We start from the raw sequence: 17,904 nt of genomic DNA, 5'->3' as shown, positions 1-17,904 counted from the left end.
CGGCTGTTGGGCGCAAAGCGTTGTTCCAGACAGCTTGAACGAGACGCCACGCGGGCTGTGGCGCATGACCGACCGGTCATCCGCGCTCCGCAGAATGTTGGCCCGCAGGCGGTTTTCCGTCGGGCGCCCGGCATTGGGGTTTGCCCGTCTTCCCCCGGCACCCTAGAATGCGCCGATGCGCGATGATCTCTCCCTTTTGCTGAACTCCCTCAACGATGCCCAACGCCAGGCCGTAGCGGCCCCCGTTGGCCGTCAGTTGGTCCTGGCCGGTGCTGGCTCCGGTAAAACCCGAGTGCTGGTGCACCGTATCGCCTGGTTGATCCAGGTCGAGAACGCGTCGCCCCATTCCATCCTGTCGGTGACGTTCACCAACAAGGCTGCCGCCGAGATGCGCCATCGCATCGAGCAACTGATGGGCATCAGCCCGGCCGGCATGTGGGTGGGCACCTTCCACGGCCTGGCACACCGCCTGTTGCGGGCGCATTGGCAGGAAGCGGGACTGGCCCAGACATTCCAGATCCTCGACAGCGACGATCAGCAACGTCTGGTCAAGCGTGTGATCCGCGAGCTGGGCCTCGACGAGCAACGCTGGCCGGCGCGCCAGGCCCAGTGGTTTATCAACGGCCAGAAAGACGAAGGCCTGCGTCCGCAGCATATCCAGGCCAGCGGCGATTTGTTCCTGGCCACCATGCGCAGCATCTATGAAGCCTACGAGGCGGCCTGCGCACGCGCCGGCGTGATCGACTTCTCCGAACTGCTGTTGCGTGCCCTGGACCTGTGGCGCGACAACCCCGGCTTGCTGGCCCATTACCAGAAGCGTTTCCGGCACGTTCTGGTGGACGAGTTCCAGGACACCAACGCCGTGCAGTACGCCTGGTTGCGCCTGCTGGCCAAGGGTGGCGACAGCCTGATGGTGGTGGGTGACGACGACCAGTCGATCTACGGCTGGCGCGGCGCGAAAATCGAGAACATCTATCAGTACTCCGAGGACTTCCCGGACGCGGTGACCATCCGCCTTGAGCAGAACTACCGCTCCACCGCCGGGATTCTCAAGGCCGCCAACGCCTTGATCGCCAACAACACCGGGCGCCTGGGCAAAGAGCTGTGGACCGACGGCGGCGAAGGCGAAGCGATCAACCTGTACGCCGCCTTCAACGAACACGATGAAGCGCGCTACGTGGTGGAAACCATCGAAGGTGCGTTGAAAACCGGCCTTTCGCGCAGCGATATCGCCATTCTTTACCGCTCCAACGCCCAATCGCGGGTATTGGAAGAAGCCTTGCTGCGCGAGCGCATCCCGTATCGCATCTACGGTGGCCAGCGCTTCTTCGAGCGTGCGGAAATCAAGAACGCCATGGCCTACCTGCGCTTGCTGGAAGGTCGGGGCAACGACGCGGCGCTGGAGCGGGTGATCAATATCCCGGCCCGTGGCATCGGCGAAAAAACCGTCGAGGCCATTCGCGAACACGCTCGCCATGCCGATGTGTCGATGTGGGAGGCCATGCGCCTGCTCATCGCCAATAAAGGCCTGACGGGCCGCGCAGCCGGCGCCTTGGGTGTGTTTGTCGAGCTGATCGAGAACCTTGCGGCCAAATGCGCCGAAATGCCCCTGCATCTGATGACCCAGACCGTAATCGAACAATCCGGGCTGATCGCCTACCACGAGGCGGAGAAGGGCGAAAAAGGCCAGGCCCGGGTAGAAAACCTTGAGGAACTGGTCAGCGCCGCCCGCGCATTCGAAAATGCCGAGAACGAAGAGGACCTTACGCCGCTCGCCGCCTTCCTTGGCCATGCTTCGCTGGAGGCCGGGGACGCCCAGGCCGACGAACATGAAGACAGCATCCAGCTGATGACCCTGCACAGTGCCAAGGGCCTGGAATTCCCGTATGTGTTCCTGGTGGGCATGGAAGAAGGCCTGTTCCCGCACAAGATGAGCCTGGAAGAGCCGGGCCGTCTTGAAGAAGAACGTCGCCTGGCTTACGTGGGCATTACCCGGGCCATGCAGAACCTGGTGATGACCTACGCCGAAACCCGACGCCTGTACGGCAGCGAGACCTACAACAAGGTGTCGCGCTTCGTACGTGAAGTGCCGAAGGGGCTGATCCAGGAAGTGCGCCTGTCCAACAGCGTCAGCCGCCCGTTCGGCGGCGGCCAGCAGCAGAACTCCAGCACCATGTTTGCCGGTTCCGAGATTCCGGAAACACCGTTCAGCCTGGGCCAGCAGGTCAGGCACGCGATCTTCGGCGAAGGCGTGATCCTCAACTTCGAAGGCGCCGGCGCCCAGGCACGCGTGCAGGTGAACTTCGCCGAGGGCAGCAAGTGGCTGATGATGGGCTACGCCAAACTTGAGGCTGTCTGAAGTCTGATCGTTCCCACGCTCTGCGTGGGAATGCCGCCCGGGACGCTCCGCGTCCGCTCTCAAAGCAGTGACGCAGAGTGTCACGGGACGCGTTACCACGCGGAGCGTGGGAACGATCTGTACATGAAGGTTTTTGGCCCACCCTTGTTTTTAATAAGGGCGGGCCAATATCTGTAATAACTCCTACAGACCATTCCGAATCAGTCCTACGCAAAAGCCCGAAACATTATGTCGCTAGCCACTGTCACTACACCTGTGCAACATGGCGCGCGTGCAATCCACAAATGGGAATTCCCTTTATGAAACGTTTTCTTAGCATCGCCATGGCGTTGTGCATCGGCTTGACGATGAGCCTCGACGCCAACGCCAAACGCTTCGGTGGCGGCAAGAGCATGGGCTCGGCACCGACTCACCAGACCAGCCAGATGGCTCCATCCGCCGGTGCCGGCGGTGCTGCAGCTACTGCAGGCGCAGCCGGTGCCGCAGGCGCCGCGGCCAAGGCCGGCGGTGCGTCGCGCTGGTTAGGCCCATTGGCCGGCATCGCCGCCGGTGGCCTGCTCGCGTCCATGTTCATGGGCGGCGGCTTCCAGGGCATGCAGATCTTCGACATCCTGATCCTGGCGGTCATTGCCTTCGTGATCTTCCGCTTTATCGCCGCCCGTCGCCGCAAGCAGCAGGAGCACCTGGCCCCGGCCGGCGCGCCGATGCAGCGTGAAGTGTTCGAGCAAAAACCCGCCATGGGTTCGATCTTCGGCGGTTCGGCAGCCCCTGCGGCCGCCCGTCCGGTGATCAACGCGCCGGCCTGGTTCAACGAAGAGCGTTTCATCGAAGCGGCCCGCAGCCACTTCCAGTCCCTGCAGCAGCACTGGGACGCCAACGAAATGGACAAGATCGCCGAGTTCGTGACCCCGCAACTGCTGGAGTTCCTCAAGCGCGAACGCGCCGACCTGGGTGACGGCTTCCAGTCGACCTATATCGACGACCTGCGCGTACAGCTGGACGGTGTGGATGATCGCGCCGACAAGACCATCGCCACCCTGACCTTCAGCGGCGTGTCGAAGACCTCGCGTTTCGACCAGGGCGAAGTGTTCAGCGAAAGCTGGAACATGGAACGTCCGCAGGGCGAAAACCAGCCATGGCTGGTCGCCGGTATCCGCCAGAACGGCTGATACCCGCACGCGTGAGCAAGCGGTAACAAAACCCCGGACCTGTTCCGGGGTTTTCTATTTCACGGTTGCACTTATAGCGAGCTACTGTATAAAACGCCCCTATAAAACGCGCCATCTAGCAAGAGGATCCCGGCCGTGGAAGAAATCATCGAACAACTGCGTGAAGCCAATGAACCGGTCCCGGTTCCCTTGGAGCTGCCTGACGAAGACCAACTGGTGGAAATCGAAGAACAACTGTTCATCGACATCCCCTTTGTGTTCCGCGAATTCCTGCTGACCGTCAGCGACGTGGTCTACGGCAGCCTCGAGCCGGTGACCGTCACCGACCCGCAGTCCCACACCTATCTGCCGGACGTTGCCGCCAACGCCTGGGACGCCGGTGTTGACCGCAGCCTGATCCCGATCTGCCAGGACGGCGACGATTACTACTGCGTCGAAGAAGACGGCACCGTGGTGCTGTGGTCCGCCGAGGAAGAACTGGTCCAGGAAGAAACCTGGGAATCGGTGTGGCACTGGGCACGGGATGTCTGGCTGGAAAGCTGAGGCCCACACCTGGCCTTCTAGTGTTCCGGCGTATCCTTGTGGTTATCCAGCGTCTCCAGCAAGGCCACCTGCATCCGCGTATGCACGCGGATGAACCAGCGCCACAGCACGGCCGCCACCGCCGCCGTGACCACCGCAATCAGTACCAGCAACTTGTTGGTCGGCAGAATACTGGCCGACAAGGCTGCCAGGAGCAGGAAGATCACCAGCAGCGACAGAATGGGGATCAGCTCCGCGATCACCCGCCGCACACGTTGGGTATGCCGCCCGGCCATTTCCGGCTTCACGCTCATCTCCGCCAGCAACATCGACAATGCCTTGAGCTTGCGGTACGCCGCGATCAGAAACGGCAGCGACAACAGCAATGCGCCACCCCAGATCAACGCCTTCTGCCAGCTTTGATCGCTGACCCAGCCTTCCAGATACCCGCCAATGCGCGCCGCGAAAAAGCTGCCGGCGAAGAAGATCGCGATCACCAGCGCCAGGTTCACCCCCACTTGCAGCACGATCTTGCGGATCATCGACGCCAGCATGGCGCCCTCGCCTTGCGGCTGAATACTGCGCAGCCATTCGCCATACATGCCGAATACCCGGCTCATGCGCTGGGGCATCACGGCCGCAATTTTCAGTGACAACGGGTCGGCGCCGCGGATCAGGTACGGGGTGAGCAACGTCGTTATCGCCGAAACCGCCACCGCCACCGGGTACAGAAAATCGCTGGTGACCTGCAGGGTCATCCCCAGCGCCGCGATGATGAAAGAGAATTCGCCAATCTGTGACAGGCCCATGCCCACCCGCAGCGAGGTGCGCCCATCGTTACCGGCGATAAACGCGCCCAGCCCGCAAGACAGCATCTTGCCCAGCACCACGGCCACGGTAATGACCGCAATCGGCCACGCGTACTGCAGCAGGATTTGCGGGTCGATCATCAAGCCGATGGCGACAAAGAAAATCGCACTGAACATGTCGCGAACCGGTTCGATCAGGCGCTCGATTTTAATCAGTTGGCGTGACTCGGCCATGATCGCGCCGATCAGGAAGGCCCCCAGCACCATGCTGTATTCAAGCTTGACCACCAGCAGGCAGAAGCCGAAACACAGACCCAGTACCGTGATCAGCAGCATCTCGTTGCTTTCGAACTTGGCGACGTAGGCCAGCAGGCGCGGCACCAGCAGAATACCGATCACCAGCGCCACAATCATGAACAGCGAGAGCTTGCCCACGGTGGAAAACACCTCGCCGGAGCTGACCGTGCCGCTGACGGCGATGCTCGACAGCAAGGCAATGATGCCGATCCCCAGAATGTCCTCGACGATCAGCACGCCGAATATCAGCTGGGCGAAACGCTGGTTCTTCATCTTCAGGTCATTGAGCGCCTTGACGATGATGGTGGTGGAGGAAATTGCCAGGATCGCGCCGAGAAACAACGAGTCCATGGTGTTCCAGTCGAACCATTGACCGATTTCGTAGCCGATCCAGATCATCAGGATGATTTCCAGGAACGCCGCGATAAACGCCGTGGCACCCACCTTGAACAGCTTGCGCAGGCTGAACTCCAGGCCCAGGCAGAACATCAGGAAGATCACCCCGAGTTCGGCCAGCGTCTTGATCGTGTCTTCATCGTGAATCAGGCCGAACGGCGGCGTGTGGGGGCCGATGATGAAGCCTGCGACGATGTAGCCCAGCACCACCGGCTGCTTGAGGCGATGAAACAGGATGGTGACGACCCCCGCCACCAGCATGATCACGGCCAAGTCCTGGATAAAGCTGATGGCATGCATGGCGTGGGGCTCCTTGGAATTACTGGTGGTTTCTCACTCTCCGCGCGCGCAGCCGCTGAAAGAAAAGTCTGCCGTGACCGTAAGAAATGCCCGTGGAGGCGCGTTTGAAGGTTAACACCGCGACTTCCGCCGGAAAGCCGGTGCAATATATGGAAACAGATCGGCCCGGGCGTGACGGCAAGCCGCCCACCGGCGTCCCGTTAGGGATGGCTGCAAAGCTCCCAGCACCCGCAGAGGTGCCCTACCCAACCAATGCCTAAACCCGTGAGTGTGCTATGGAACCCGGAAACGCCCAGCTGTCGATGACGGTATTGATGACCCCTGACATGGCCAACTTCTCAGGCAATGTCCACGGCGGCACCCTGCTCAAGTACCTCGACGAAGTGGCGTACGCATGCGCCAGCCGTTATGCCGGCCGTTATGTGGTCACGCTGTCGGTGGACCAAGTGATTTTCCGCGAGCCGATCCATGTCGGCGAACTGGTGACCTTTCTCGCGTCGGTCAACTACACCGGCAACACCTCGATGGAAGTGGGCATCAAGGTGGTGACCGAGAACATTCGCGAGCGCTCGGTGCGTCATACCAACAGTTGCTTCTTCACCATGGTGGCGGTGGACGACCAGCGCAAACCGGCCCCAGTCCCCCCCTTGCAGCCGCAGAACAGCGAAGACAAACGCCGCTTCGTGCAGGCCCAGCAGCGTCGGCAGATTCGCCAGGAACTGGAAAGGCGTTATCAGGAAATCAAGGCCGACGCGCCGTAGTTCAAAATCTGCAAACCCAGTCAAATGTGGGAGGGGGATCTGCCCTAATGCCAGTCAGTTAAAGCTTTTTTTGTAGGAGCGAGCTTGCTCGCGAAAAACTCACAGGCACCGCGTTCATTCAGAAAGCACGCGTTATCGTTGACGTTTTTCGCGAGCAAGCTCGCTCCTACAGAGGGCAAACGCTGCAGCGCCCAACACTAACCACGATGCGCAGCGAGTCGCTCTTGATCTTGATCTGCTTTTGATCTTGATCTCAGGCGCCCCGTTAAACCACGCTGGCCGAACGCAGGCTTGAATCCGTGGGCAACCCGGCAGGACGCCGGGTTAGCCGCACTGGGCCATGGATGGCCCATTGCGGCGGCCCACGGATTCAAGCCGGAGCGAGGGCACACCGAGCCTAGGCGAGGTGCCGAGTGGTGGGGCAAGAGCGTTTTGCTTACTTTTGCGCTTTTCAAAAGTGAGCCGCTGTAAAAGCGGAACCGTTAGCAGCCGTTACCGCAGAAACGGATATGTACTCGGTCCAATCCAACATCCTGGTCGGCTCTGAGGCCGCCATCGGGGGCAAGCCCCCTCCCACATTTGGATTGTGGAGCATCAGCAAGATAGTCATAGGCTGCTGGGGCTTGCCCCCTCCCACATTGGGTTCTATGTATTCACAGGCTGATCGGCATCGCCTCAAAGCGTACCCGGGGATGGGCGATTCGATCCTGCGCCCGCACCAGTTCCAGTTCATAACTGGCGCAGGCCTGGGTCTCCAGCAGCACCTCATGCACCGCCGCCGCCGTGAACTCGAAAGCCGCCACCAGGCTATCACCCAACAGCACCCGCGCCAGGAACAGCCCCGACGTCAGGTCACCCACACCCACCGGCTGGCGCGGGAAGGCCAGGAGCGGCCTGCGCAAGTGCCAACTGCCCTCGGCCGTCACCAGCAACATCTCGAAGCCGTCCGGCAGCTTGCCCGGGTAATCCAGATGCTTGACCAGCACCGCCTTCGGCCCGCGCGCCAGCAAGGCTTTGGCCATCGCCAGGCAATCGAACAGCGATTGCGGCTTGCGCCCGGCAAAACTGTCCAGCTCCAGCTGGTTAGGACACAGGAAATCCGCCATGGCCGCAGCCTCGTTGAGCAGGAAATCACTGACTTCCTGGGGCACGCTGCAGCCCTTTTCCGGATGGCCCATCACCGGGTCGCACAGGTACATCGCCTTGGGATTGAGCGCTTTGATCCGCGCCACCCCACTTAGAATGGCGCGTCCCTGAGCCGCGCTGCCCAGGTAGCCGGACAGCACCGCATCGCAGTTACCCAGCTCGCCGATCGCCGCGATACCTTCCACCAGTGCCGGAATTTGCTGCGGCGCCAGCACTTCGCCCGCCCAGTGGCCATACTGTGTGTGGTTGGAGAACTGCACCGTGTTGAGCGGCCATACATTCACCCCGACCCGCTGCATGGGGAACACGGCGGCGCTGTTTCCGGCGTGGCCAAAGACCACATGAGACTGGATCGCAAGCAGATGGGGTGTACGTTTCATGCAGGAGATTTCCATAAAGCCGTTGAAATTCTGGCCGCGCAGTATGCGACTAAACGCAGCCTGTACGACAGACCGGCGACACAGTTAAGCTGCGCTCACTTTGTTGGAGTTCATGGAATGCTGACCCTGGGAAACATGTTCGTGTTGATGCTGCTGGCGACCGGCGCCGCGTGGGTCTGGCACAACCATGGCCTGCGCGAGCGGGCGCTGGAGCGGGTCAAACAGCACTGCGCCAAGCTCGACATCGAACTGCTCGACGGCGCAGTGGCGTTGAAACGCATCGGTCTGGTGAAGGATGCCAAGGGTCGGCGCCGTCTGGCACGCGTCTACAATTTCGAGTTCACCGTCACGGGCGAGACTCGCCACAGCGGCACCATCACTCAATTTGGCGCCCACAGCGCGCAGATCGAACTGGCGCCCTACCCGTTCGAAGCCAAGGAGCCGCTGCCCAGCGCCGACGTTATCGAACTGAGCCAGTGGCGCCAGGACCACGCCACCAAGAACCGTCAGTAACGGCAGGCCACCAGGGCGGCCTGCAATGCCGCCACGTCCTGGGGTACGCTGAAGATCAGTTCGATACGCGAATCGCGGCGCCATTCGCTGGGCTGCCAGGCCAATGGGCTGTTATCCACAGCATTGGCGGATACCCAGGCCTCACGGCTGTGGATAACCAGTTTGGCACGACGCCATTCCAGGCTTGTCAGCCACTGCTTCAAGCGCTGCGGATCAAATTGCTGGCTCGGGTGCCAGCGCCAGCCGATACTCCAGCCGTCCTCCTGGGCCTGACTCAGACAGATCGGCAGCGCGGGGTCGCTCCAGACCGCCTCCATGTGCGCCAAGCCTTTGGGCACCACGAAGTTATCCACAACCCCGCCCGCCTGTGCCTTCAAACCAGGCAGTTGCTCGATGGGCAACCGTGCCTGACGCGTCCAATAAATCGTGTTGCCGGGTAATTGCTGCGCTATGGCCTGACGCTGCCGCGCATCCAGCGTCTCATCCTTGTTCAACACCAGCAGGCCGGCACTGGCCAGCGCCTCCTGCTGCGCCGGCGGCAAGGGTTTGCCCGCTGCCAGGGCTTGGGCGTCCAGCACCAGCACGCAGGGCTGAACCGACAGCACGTCCTGCCATGGCGCCTGGCCCAGTTGTTTGAGTAACTGCGCCGGATGGCCCAGGCCCGAAGGCTCGATAAACAGCCGATCCGGCCTGGCCTTGCGCAACAACCGACCCAGGCCTACCTGGAACGGCGCACCATTCACGCAACACAGGCAGCCGCCCGCCACCTCGCCCAGGGCAATGCCATCCTCTTCTTGCGTGAGCAAGGCTGCGTCCAGGCCGATCTGCCCGAACTCGTTGATCAACACCGCCCAGCGCTCGTTGGCCGGACGCTGGGCAAGCAGGTGTTTGATCAGGCTGGTCTTGCCGGCGCCCAAGGGCCCGGCAATCACGTGGGTGGGAATGTTCTGCAGCATGGGTGGCATCATTCAGACCGTGTAGAGCGTTTGATCCTACGCGTTTATGCGAGCCAATCCAGCGTGAGAATCAAGCGACGCTCATTCGCCTTCAGGGCGGGCGAGCGGTGAATCAGGCCATGATTTTCGTTGCCGTGCCATTTTGTACCCTTGAGCAGCGCCACTTCACCGCAGTGGATTTGCTCGATGCGCTCGGCGGGTTCTGCGTCAGGTTGGCTCAAGCGGCGGCGGTCCATGACGCCTTCGCGCAGCCACTGGCTGCCAATGCCCGCGTAGGTAGTGATCAGCCGCACAGGCACATGGTCGACATGGAAACGCGGGCACATCGCCTTGTCCAGCAAGCGCAAACGCACGCCGATGCGCCTGGCGCCAAGCAGGCAGGCGAATGCGCTGACCAGCCAGGAGACATCGGCGATAAAGCCGTCATAGCCTTCAAGATCACGGCAACCGGACGCCAGGCCCTGCAAGTTCGGCGCGGTGTCTTCGTCGCTCAATTCGATGACCAATGCTTCGGCCAACGGCTCATCGAGCGACACCAACAACGCACCGAACTCAGCGATATGCAGCGGCAATTGGCGCTGCCACAGCGCCAGGTTCACGCCGTCTTCGAGGATATCGGAGAGCGCCAGCGGGGTTTCGCCGCAGGTCTGGCGGATCACGGGGCGCAGGGGAATAACCGGGGCCAGCATCAGGCGGCTGCCTCCTCATACCAGGGGCCAAAGGGATCGACCCACTGACGCCAGCCTTCGACGCCCAGGGCCATTTCTTCGTCAGTGAGCAGGCACTGGTCAAGTTCGGCGCGCATCTGCGCGAAATTAATGTTCTGCCCGATGAACACCAGTTCCTGACGGCAATCGCCAGTGCTCGGCTGCCAATTGCCCATGATTGCCGCGACACTTTCTTCGTCTTGCGGCCACTGGCTTTTCGGCACGAAGCGCCACCAGCGCCCGGCAAAGCCATGGCGCATCAAACCGCCGGCCTGGGACCAACTGCCGGCGTCCTGGTGTTTGCTGGCCAGCCAGAAGAAACCCTTGGAACGCAACAGCTTGCCGTTCACCCAGGGCCGGTCGATGAAGTCGAAAAACCGCTGCGGGTGGAAGGGGCGGCGCGCGCGATAAGCGGTGGAAGCGATGCCGTACTCTTCGGTTTCCGGCACGTGCTCGCCGCGCAATTCCTGCAACCAGCCCGGGGCCTGGGCGGCCCGTTCGAAATCAAAGCGCCCGGTGTTGAGGATGGTGTGCAGCGGCACCTGCCCCATCACCATCGGGATGATGTGTGCCTGGGCATTGAGCCGTTCGAGGATCGCCATCAGCTCTTGGCGCTCGTGGCTGCCGATCAGGTCGATCTTGCTGATCAGTATCACGTCGGCGAACTCGATCTGTTCGATCAACAGGTCGGTGATCGAGCGCTCATCCTCTTCCCCCAGGGTTTCCCCGCGTGAGGCCAGGCTTTCCGCGGCTTGATAGTCGAGCAGGAAATTCATGCCGTCGACCACGGTGACCATGGTGTCCAGGCGCGCGATATCCGCCAGGCTTTGCCCGTTTTCATCGCGAAAGGTGAAGGTTTCGGCCACAGGCATGGGTTCGGAAATGCCGGTGGATTCGATCAACAGGTAATCGAACCGGCCTTCCCTGGCGAGCTTGCCGACTTCTTCGAGCAAGTCTTCGCGCAACGTGCAGCAGATGCAGCCGTTGCTCATCTCCACCAGCTTTTCTTCGGCGCGATTAAGGGTGACGTCACGCTGGACCTCGCTGCCGTCGAGGTTGATTTCGCTCATGTCGTTGACGATCACCGCCACGCGCAGGTGTTCGCGGTTACGCAGTACGTGGTTGAGCAGGGTGCTTTTACCGGCGCCGAGAAAGCCGGACAACACGGTAACGGGTAGACGATTGGGCATCAGGTCGCTCTCATCAGGCTGCCCGGTCAAGCCAGGCTTTGTTTTATGTTATATTATAACAATACAAACAAGCCAACCCTCCTTGCTCTGCGTGACGAAGGGCGCGAAGCTTGATCACCTCCCAACCCCAGAGAAACCCGATGAAACGCCTGTGGTACATCCTGCTATTGGCAGCGGCAGGACCTGCCTGTGCTCAATCCCCAAGCCTGTCGGCCCACTGCACGCGCAGCGCCAACCTGCTGGCCTGCGTAGACCCGCTGGGCAATGCCTACAGCGTGGCGACCGTCGGCAGCACCACGTATTTGCGCGGTTTCGAAGTGATCGGCAAACGCTTCTGGGCACAAACCAACAGCCGCTACGGGCAGCTGACGTTCTTCACCGGGTTGGCATCGGACGGTGAGGCGTGGGTCGGCTACACGCGGCGCGTGGGCTGGACCACGCTCAACCGCTTCTCCAGTTCCGGCGGAGCCAGCGCCACATTCACCTGCAGCCGCATCACCGGCTGCTAGACCTGGCCTTTCTTCTGTTCCTGCGCCCACGCCATGTAGCTGTTCATCGGTGGGTTTTTCTCGAAGTATTTTTTCAGACCGTCGAACAGGCCATCGGCAACCGCCTGTTGATGGCGCGCCGTTACCAGCCGCTGGGCGTCCTGGGTGTTGGAGATAAAGCCGGTCTCGACCAGGATCGACGGCACGTCCGGTGATTTGAGCACCGCAAATCCGGCCTGCTCCACCCGCTTCTGATGCAGGCTGGTGATATTTTGCAGGCTACCCAGCACCGAGCTGCCCAGTTGCAGGCTGGAGGCGATGGTGGCGTTCATCGACATGTCGAGGATTACTCCCGCGAGCATCGGGTCCTTGTCCTTGAGGTTGAGTAACGTCGTGGCGCCCAACAGGTCCGCGCCGTTTTCGCGCTGCGCCATGAAGCGAGCGGTCGCCGAGGTGGCGCCGCCTTCGGACAACGCGTACACCGAGGCCCCCGAAGCAGTAAGCCTTGGTGCGGCGTCGGCATGCACGGAGATGAACATATCGGCTTTGTGCTGACGGGCGATGTCCACGCGCTTGCGCAAAGGCACGAAAAAGTCATCGTTGCGCACCAGCTTCACGTCAAAACCCTTTTCGCGTTTCAAGCGTTTGGCCAGCAACTGAGCGATCGACAGCACCACGTCCTTTTCCCGCTGGCCCTTGGAGCCGATCGCGCCGGGGTCCTTGCCGCCGTGACCCGGGTCGACCACCACAATGATGTCGCGCCGGGGATGGGTTTTATCCACCGGCGCGATCAAGGGCGCAGGTTCGGCGGCGATTTGACGAGGCGCCTGTGTGGCGCGGGTCAGGTCGAGCACCAGACGGTGGCCCTGGCCCTCCTGGGGCGGTAACAGGAAGCTGTTGAGCTGCATCGGCGCGGCCAGGTCCAGCACGATGCGGGTGTCGTTCTGGCCGAAATGCCCGGAACGGATCGAGGTAATTCCGCTGTTCTTGAGCGCCAACTGGGAGAAATCGCCACTGAGCCCTGCGCCGCTCAGGTCGATGATCAAGCGTTCCGGGGCGGTCAGTGAAAACGTCTTGTAGTGCACCGGGCCGCTGAGGTCGAAGACCAGCCGTAGCTTATCGGCCGAACGCCACAGGCGCGCATTGCGGATCTGCGTGGCGTAAGCCCCCGGCGGCAAGGCGAACAGGGGGCTGAGTAACAGCAGGTTGAGGAGCTGACGTCTGTGCATGACCGATACCGCGAATAAGGGAGCGTCCCTGCTCGACGTGACTGAAGAAAGGCTGGAGCAGAAAATTCATCGTGAATGTTATTGTTATACTATAACATGTCTAATTATTACCAACGATGGACCTGCTTATGAATGCGCTGACTCTGCCGGATATCGCCGCGCAGGCTTCACGCCAAGCCTTGCCACTCGACTGGGTGGGCATGTGCGGCGTGGCCTTGCCTGTCCTGTTTGATGGCCAACGCCTGCTCGCCACCGCCGATGCCGGTGTGAGCCTGGACGATGGATCGGCCCGTGGCATTCATATGTCACGCCTGTACCTGGCACTGGAAATGTTCGATCAGCAGCCGCTGACGCCTGCACTTCTGCGTAATGTACTGCAGCGCTTTCTCGACACACATGAAGATTTATCTAATAACGCCTACCTGCGTATCCACACCAACTTGCTGTTGAAACGCCCGGCTCTGGTCAGCCCTTTGGACGGTTGGAAACGCTACCCGGTCAGCATTGAGGCGCGTCTGGAAAACCAGATGTTCCACGTGGAACTAAAAATTGACGTGACCTACTCATCAACCTGCCCATGCTCCGCCGCCCTCGCCAGGCAATTGATTCAACAGCAATTTCTCGACGATTTCGCCAACACGCCATTGCAGCATGCAGACGTGTTGACCTGGCTCGGCAGCGCCAACGGCATTGTCGCCACCCCCCACAGCCAACGCAGCAGCGCGCAGTTGCATGTGCACCTGCAGGGCGAGCAATTGCCAATTGTCGACCTGATCAACAGCGCCGAAGCCGCCCTCGGCACCGCCGTGCAAACCGCGGTGAAACGTGCCGATGAGCAAGCCTTCGCCCTGGCCAATGGGCAGAACCTGATGTTCTGCGAGGACGCCGCCCGCCGCCTTAACCTCGCCTTGAAGCGCTCGGATGCGGTCAAGGCCTTTCACCTCAAAGTTGTCCACGCCGAAAGCCTGCACGCGCACGATGCCGTGGCCGAAAGCCGCTGGACGAGACCTTCCACATGATCACCTGCACTGCGTTGCGCTGGGGCGCTCCGGGCCAACCGCTCACCCCCGCCGTGGATTTCACCCTGGAAAAAGGCAGCCTCACCGGCGTCATCGGCCCCAACGGCTGTGGCAAAAGCAGCCTGCTCAAGGTCATCGCCGGCTTGCAGAAGCCGCTGACAGGAAAGGTCAGCGTCGATGTTCCACGGCGCGGCGGCCTGGCCTTCCTGCCCCAGCAGCAATACCTGGACCGGCAGTTCCCCATCAGCCTGCAGGAACTGGTCGCTGCAGGATTGTGGGGCACTCGGCTCACGTCACCACAACGCAACGAACGCCTGCACGCCGCGCTGGAAGACTGGTGCCTGAGCGGCCTGGAGCAACGCCCGTTAATGGCCCTGTCCGGCGGGCAACTGCAACGCGCCTTGCTCGCCCGCATGAGCCTGACCGACTCGCCGGTGTTGCTGCTCGACGAACCCCACGCCGCCCTCGATGAGGAAGGCCAGGCGCTGTGCTGGAAACATATCCATGCCTGGCATGAAGAAGGCCGCACGCTGATGGTGGTCTGTCATGACCTGGCGTCGGTGCGCCACCACACACCGGACGTGCTGCACATCAAAAGCACGGGCTGCGCGCTGGGCTCGAGTAAAGAGTTGATTCGTCCACAACCGCAATTGCAGGTGGCCTGATGCATGTTGCCGCCCATTTGTGGATGCCCTTTGTCGACTTCGTGTTCATGCGCCGCGCGCTGATCGGGGGGCTGGTGCTGGCCTGCAGCACCGCGCCGCTGGGGGTGTTTCTGATCCTGCGGCGTATGAGCCTGATTGGTGATGCGGTGGCCCACGGCATTCTGCCCGGCGCCGCCCTTGGCTTCTGGTTCGCCGGACTGAGCCTGCCCGCGTTGACCCTCGGCGGCCTCGGCGCCGGGCTGGGCATGGCGGGGTTATCCGCGTGGATCACCCGCCGCACCGGCCTGCGCGAAGACGCCAGCCTCGCCGCCATCTACCCCATCTCTCTCGCCGCCGGCGTGTTGATTCTTGGCATCGCCGGCAAGCGCCTGGACCTGCTGCACCTGCTGTTCGGCTCCGCGCTGGCCGTGGATGAAACCACCCTCACCGGCATGCTGTGGGTGACCGGCTTCAGCCTGATTGCCATGGCGCTGATCTACAAACCGCTGTTGCTCGATACCCTCGACCCGCTGTTCCTGCAAACCGTCAGCCGCCTGGGCCCGCTCGCCCACGGACTGTTCCTGACCCTGGTAGTGCTGAACCTGGTGATCGGTTTCCAGGCCATTGGCGCCTTGATGGTGGTGGGTTTGATGATGCTGCCGGCCATCGCTTCACGCTTCTGGAGCCGGCGCCTGCCGGTGTTGATCGCGGTATCGGCAGTGCTTGGATGCCTGTCGGTATGGCTGGGTCTGCTGTTGTCGTTCTATTACTCACTGCCCAGCGGCCCGGCCATCGTGCTGGTGGCGGGCGCCGGGTATTTGCTGTCCGTGGTCTTTGGTCCGGTGCACGGCTTGCTGCGCCGCCCGCCCTTGCTGTCATCCCAATGAGGTGTTTTCCGATGCGCGCTCTACTCGTGCTGTTCAGCCTGCTGCTGCCGCTGTCGATGGCCCAGGCCGCCGACAAACTCCAGGTCGTCACCAGCTTCAGTATCCTGGATGACATCACCCATCAGATTGGTGGCGATCACATCCAGATCAGCAACATGGTCGGCCCGGACGCTGACGCCCACACCTACGAGCCCACGCCGGACGACGCCAAGGCGCTGCTCAAGGCCAGACTCATCATCAAGAACGGCCTGGGCTTCGAGCCCTGGTTGGACCGCCTGGTGACCAGCACCGAAACCCGGGCCACGGTGGTCACCGCCAGCAAGGGCGTAATCTCCCACACCATGGACGAGGACGGCGAGACCATCCCCGACCCGCACGCCTGGCACAACCTGGCCAATGCCGAGATCTACGTCAACAACATCACCAAGGCGCTGGTGGCCGCCGACCCTGCCAACCAGGCGGACTATATGCGCAACAGCCAGGCCTACCTGAAAGACATCTACCGCCTGCTGGCCGAAGCCAAGGCCAGGTTCGGCGCGCTGCCTGCGGGTAACCGCCGTATCGTCACCTCCCATGACGCCTTCGGTTACCTGGGCCAGGCCTACGGTATCCAGTTCCTCGCGCCCCAAGGCCTGTCCACCGAGCGCGAACCGTCGGCCGCCGAAGTGGCCGCGTTGATCACCCAGATCCGCAAGGACAAGGTCAAGGCCGTGTTCATAGAAAACATCAAGGACTCACGCCTGCTCAAGCAAATTGCCGACGAAAGCGGCGCCCAGATCGGCGGCACGCTGTACTCCGATGCCCTGGCCGCAGAAGGCCCGGCCAGCACCTTTACCGGGCTGTTCGAGTACAACCTCAACACCTTGTGCGCCGCGCTGGGCAAACCATGATTCGCAAGAACCCTTCCGGCGATCTGCCGGTAATAGCCGAATCGGCCTATGTCGACAAAACCGCGATCATCTGCGGCAAGGTCATCATCGGCGAAAACGTGTTTGTGGGCCCCTACGCCGTGATCCGCGCCGACGAGGTCGACGCCAGCGGCGCCATGGACCCCATTACCATCGGTGCCAATTCCAATATTCAGGACGGCGTGGTGATCCACTCCAAGTCCGGCGCCGCCGTGACCATCGGCGAGTTCACCTCGATTGCGCACCGCTCCATCGTGCATGGCCCCTGCACCGTCGGCGACCGCGTGTTCATCGGCTTCAACAGCGTGCTGTTCAACTGCGCCGTGGGCGACGGCTGCGTGGTGCGGCACAACTCGGTGGTGGACGGGCGCGACCTGCCCGCAGCCTTCTATGTCCCCTCCACCACCCGCATCGGGCCCACTACCGACCTGTCGCAATTCCCGCCGGTGAGTGTCAGCGCCTCGGAGTTTTCCGAAGACGTGGCGCGCACCAATGTCGACCTGGTGCGCGGTTACAAGGCCCTGCAAAACGAGTTCTGAAGCAGGAATCGGGTGTTGATTGGCAATGCCCGGCTGGGTCAGGCGCGAGGTTTGACGGTGCCGCAATCGTTACCCAGCCACTGGGCGTGAGTGTCCAGGCTGCCCTTTTGCTGGATGCCGGTGGCATTGAAGGTGCCGTTGACGGTGGTGGTGAATTCTTTCTGGCTCTGGAACGTCGCCACCCCCACACCCTGGGCTTTCGGGCAACTGAAGCGGAATTTCCACTGGTTGCCGGTCTTGTCGGTCACTTGCTGTTTGCAGCCCGATTGCGGGTCGGTCAGGGGGATGGAATCGGAAGCGACCTGAGCCGGCGTCAGGCACACCTGCACGCCTTTACCGGCCATGGTAATGCCTTGTTTTTCCAGCATGGCGCGCTGTTCGGGGGTCATCTGTTGCTTGAGCTGACCGAGGATCAGCGACAGGTCCGGCAGGTCCTGGTTATCGACTTTCATATTGCTGGTGGTCAATTCCCACAAGCCCGGCGCCAACATCTGCGCCTGCGCCGCCACCGGCAGCGACAAACCAACAACCATGGACAAACACAGCAGACGAGTATTCATCGGGTAACTCCTGGGCAATGGTGGGCGTTAGACGCCGCAAAGGCGCCAGTGTTGCACGGCAAATAAAATAGCGACATTCACTGTGGAACATGGTCTGTTACGCACTGGACTGCCCGGAGTGATGT

At 61.7% G+C, this 17,904-nt stretch carries 18 protein-coding genes; 11 read left to right on the top strand and 7 right to left on the bottom strand.

Annotated elements, in window-relative coordinates; genetic code table 11:
• The first annotated feature begins 175 nt into the window (after positions 1 to 175).
• From uvrD to J1G34_RS10100, 3 genes are all read left to right on the top strand, one after another.
• Positions 176 to 2,359, top strand: a complete 2,184-nt coding sequence (uvrD, locus tag J1G34_RS10110) for a DNA helicase II (RefSeq protein WP_065883846.1) — start codon at positions 176 to 178, stop codon at positions 2,357 to 2,359.
• 299 nt (positions 2,360 to 2,658) lie between these two features.
• The gene (locus tag J1G34_RS10105; RefSeq protein WP_104505192.1) at positions 2,659 to 3,528 is read left to right on the top strand and encodes a Tim44 domain-containing protein; all 870 of its coding nucleotides are present in this window, start codon (positions 2,659 to 2,661) and stop codon (positions 3,526 to 3,528) included.
• A gap of 135 nt (positions 3,529 to 3,663) precedes the next feature.
• Positions 3,664 to 4,071 (top strand): SMI1/KNR4 family protein, encoded by a 408-nt coding sequence (locus tag J1G34_RS10100; RefSeq protein ID WP_003195742.1) that lies wholly within the window; start codon positions 3,664 to 3,666, stop codon positions 4,069 to 4,071.
• A gap of 17 nt (positions 4,072 to 4,088) precedes the next feature.
• Here J1G34_RS10100 and J1G34_RS10095 read toward each other — a convergent pair whose 3' ends face one another.
• Entirely contained in the window at positions 4,089 to 5,852 is a 1,764-nt protein-coding gene (locus J1G34_RS10095; RefSeq protein WP_065894306.1) for a cation:proton antiporter, read from the bottom strand.
• A gap of 275 nt (positions 5,853 to 6,127) precedes the next feature.
• On the opposite strand from J1G34_RS10095, the gene J1G34_RS10090 reads away from it, so the two are divergent.
• Positions 6,128 to 6,613, top strand: coding sequence for an acyl-CoA thioesterase (locus J1G34_RS10090; protein WP_065894308.1), 486 nt, complete (start codon positions 6,128 to 6,130; stop codon positions 6,611 to 6,613).
• Positions 6,614 to 7,266: 653 nt separating this feature from the next.
• On the opposite strand, the gene pdxY is transcribed toward J1G34_RS10090, so the two are convergent.
• Positions 7,267 to 8,139 (bottom strand): pyridoxal kinase PdxY, encoded by an 873-nt coding sequence (pdxY, locus tag J1G34_RS10085; protein ID WP_065885123.1) that lies wholly within the window; start codon positions 8,137 to 8,139, stop codon positions 7,267 to 7,269.
• A gap of 117 nt (positions 8,140 to 8,256) precedes the next feature.
• On the opposite strand from pdxY, the gene J1G34_RS10080 reads away from it, so the two are divergent.
• On the top strand, positions 8,257 to 8,652 hold the full coding sequence (locus J1G34_RS10080) for a DUF3301 domain-containing protein (RefSeq protein ID WP_065885122.1): 396 nt from the start codon (positions 8,257 to 8,259) through the stop codon (positions 8,650 to 8,652).
• On the opposite strand, the gene J1G34_RS10075 is transcribed toward J1G34_RS10080, so the two are convergent.
• From J1G34_RS10075 to zigA, 3 genes are read right to left on the bottom strand one after another with little or no spacing between them, the layout of a single operon-like run.
• A complete protein-coding gene (locus J1G34_RS10075; protein ID WP_222993951.1) occupies positions 8,646 to 9,608 on the bottom strand; it encodes a CobW family GTP-binding protein in 963 nt (320 codons plus the stop codon). The two genes, J1G34_RS10080 and J1G34_RS10075, sit on opposite strands and share 7 nt — an antisense overlap.
• 44 nt (positions 9,609 to 9,652) lie before the next feature.
• Positions 9,653 to 10,297, bottom strand: coding sequence for a DUF1826 domain-containing protein (locus J1G34_RS10070; RefSeq protein ID WP_104505196.1), 645 nt, complete (start codon positions 10,295 to 10,297; stop codon positions 9,653 to 9,655).
• The gene (zigA, locus tag J1G34_RS10065; protein WP_222993949.1) at positions 10,297 to 11,505 is read right to left on the bottom strand and encodes a zinc metallochaperone GTPase ZigA; all 1,209 of its coding nucleotides are present in this window, start codon (positions 11,503 to 11,505) and stop codon (positions 10,297 to 10,299) included. The genes J1G34_RS10070 and zigA overlap by 1 nt, the downstream gene beginning before the upstream one ends.
• Positions 11,506 to 11,645: 140 nt before the next feature.
• Here zigA and J1G34_RS10060 point away from each other — a divergent pair, with 140 nt between their 5' ends.
• Entirely contained in the window at positions 11,646 to 12,014 is a 369-nt protein-coding gene (locus tag J1G34_RS10060; protein ID WP_065894319.1) for a glutamine synthetase, read from the top strand.
• On the opposite strand, the gene J1G34_RS10055 is transcribed toward J1G34_RS10060, so the two are convergent.
• Positions 12,011 to 13,222, bottom strand: a complete 1,212-nt coding sequence (locus tag J1G34_RS10055; RefSeq protein WP_065885117.1) for an N-acetylmuramoyl-L-alanine amidase — start codon at positions 13,220 to 13,222, stop codon at positions 12,011 to 12,013. The genes J1G34_RS10060 and J1G34_RS10055 overlap by 4 nt on opposite strands.
• A 128-nt stretch (positions 13,223 to 13,350) precedes the next feature.
• Between J1G34_RS10055 and folE2 the strand changes: the two genes are divergently transcribed.
• Genes folE2 through J1G34_RS10030 form a run of 5 tightly spaced genes read left to right on the top strand, consistent with a single transcriptional unit; the run spans position 13,351 to position 17,219 of the window.
• The gene (gene folE2 / locus J1G34_RS10050) at positions 13,351 to 14,241 is read left to right on the top strand and encodes a GTP cyclohydrolase FolE2 (RefSeq protein WP_065894321.1); all 891 of its coding nucleotides are present in this window, start codon (positions 13,351 to 13,353) and stop codon (positions 14,239 to 14,241) included.
• The gene (locus J1G34_RS10045) at positions 14,238 to 14,906 is read left to right on the top strand and encodes a metal ABC transporter ATP-binding protein (protein WP_104505200.1); all 669 of its coding nucleotides are present in this window, start codon (positions 14,238 to 14,240) and stop codon (positions 14,904 to 14,906) included. Before folE2 ends, J1G34_RS10045 begins: the two co-directional genes overlap by 4 nt.
• Positions 14,906 to 15,772: a metal ABC transporter permease gene (locus J1G34_RS10040; protein WP_065894325.1), complete on the top strand. Its 867-nt coding sequence runs from the start codon at positions 14,906 to 14,908 to the stop codon at positions 15,770 to 15,772. Before J1G34_RS10045 ends, J1G34_RS10040 begins: the two co-directional genes overlap by 1 nt.
• Positions 15,773 to 15,783: 11 nt before the next feature.
• Positions 15,784 to 16,662, top strand: coding sequence for a metal ABC transporter substrate-binding protein (locus tag J1G34_RS10035; protein ID WP_222993947.1), 879 nt, complete (start codon positions 15,784 to 15,786; stop codon positions 16,660 to 16,662).
• Positions 16,659 to 17,219, top strand: a complete 561-nt coding sequence (locus J1G34_RS10030) for a gamma carbonic anhydrase family protein (RefSeq protein WP_065886671.1) — start codon at positions 16,659 to 16,661, stop codon at positions 17,217 to 17,219. Before J1G34_RS10035 ends, J1G34_RS10030 begins: the two co-directional genes overlap by 4 nt.
• Positions 17,220 to 17,257: 38 nt before the next feature.
• Here the strand turns inward: J1G34_RS10030 and J1G34_RS10025 are convergent, their stop codons facing one another.
• Positions 17,258 to 17,779 (bottom strand): DUF3617 domain-containing protein, encoded by a 522-nt coding sequence (locus tag J1G34_RS10025; RefSeq protein ID WP_222993945.1) that lies wholly within the window; start codon positions 17,777 to 17,779, stop codon positions 17,258 to 17,260.
• Positions 17,780 to 17,904 lie beyond the last annotated feature (125 nt).

The sequence above is a fragment of the Pseudomonas sp. Wu6 genome (genome assembly GCF_019891515.1).
GTDB lineage: Bacteria > Pseudomonadota > Gammaproteobacteria > Pseudomonadales > Pseudomonadaceae > Aquipseudomonas > Aquipseudomonas orientalis_A.
This window is presented reverse-complemented; position numbering and strand designations above follow the sequence as displayed.

Coding starts and splice junctions, on each gene's coding strand:
- uvrD (WP_065883846.1), top strand. CDS start 176: ATGCGCGATGATCTCTCCCTTTTGCTGAACTCCCTCAACGATGCCCAA.
- J1G34_RS10105 (WP_104505192.1), top strand. CDS start 2,659: ATGAAACGTTTTCTTAGCATCGCCATGGCGTTGTGCATCGGCTTGACG.
- J1G34_RS10095 (WP_065894306.1), bottom strand. CDS start 5,852: ATGCATGCCATCAGCTTTATCCAGGACTTGGCCGTGATCATGCTGGTG.
- J1G34_RS10090 (WP_065894308.1), top strand. CDS start 6,128: ATGGAACCCGGAAACGCCCAGCTGTCGATGACGGTATTGATGACCCCT.
- pdxY (WP_065885123.1), bottom strand. CDS start 8,139: ATGAAACGTACACCCCATCTGCTTGCGATCCAGTCTCATGTGGTCTTT.
- J1G34_RS10080 (WP_065885122.1), top strand. CDS start 8,257: ATGCTGACCCTGGGAAACATGTTCGTGTTGATGCTGCTGGCGACCGGC.
- J1G34_RS10075 (WP_222993951.1), bottom strand. CDS start 9,608: ATGCTGCAGAACATTCCCACCCACGTGATTGCCGGGCCCTTGGGCGCC.
- J1G34_RS10070 (WP_104505196.1), bottom strand. CDS start 10,297: ATGCTGGCCCCGGTTATTCCCCTGCGCCCCGTGATCCGCCAGACCTGC.
- zigA (WP_222993949.1), bottom strand. CDS start 11,505: ATGCCCAATCGTCTACCCGTTACCGTGTTGTCCGGCTTTCTCGGCGCC.
- J1G34_RS10060 (WP_065894319.1), top strand. CDS start 11,646: ATGAAACGCCTGTGGTACATCCTGCTATTGGCAGCGGCAGGACCTGCC.
- J1G34_RS10055 (WP_065885117.1), bottom strand. CDS start 13,222: ATGCACAGACGTCAGCTCCTCAACCTGCTGTTACTCAGCCCCCTGTTC.
- folE2 (WP_065894321.1), top strand. CDS start 13,351: ATGAATGCGCTGACTCTGCCGGATATCGCCGCGCAGGCTTCACGCCAA.
- J1G34_RS10045 (WP_104505200.1), top strand. CDS start 14,238: ATGATCACCTGCACTGCGTTGCGCTGGGGCGCTCCGGGCCAACCGCTC.
- J1G34_RS10040 (WP_065894325.1), top strand. CDS start 14,906: ATGCATGTTGCCGCCCATTTGTGGATGCCCTTTGTCGACTTCGTGTTC.
- J1G34_RS10035 (WP_222993947.1), top strand. CDS start 15,784: ATGCGCGCTCTACTCGTGCTGTTCAGCCTGCTGCTGCCGCTGTCGATG.
- J1G34_RS10030 (WP_065886671.1), top strand. CDS start 16,659: ATGATTCGCAAGAACCCTTCCGGCGATCTGCCGGTAATAGCCGAATCG.
- J1G34_RS10025 (WP_222993945.1), bottom strand. CDS start 17,779: ATGAATACTCGTCTGCTGTGTTTGTCCATGGTTGTTGGTTTGTCGCTG.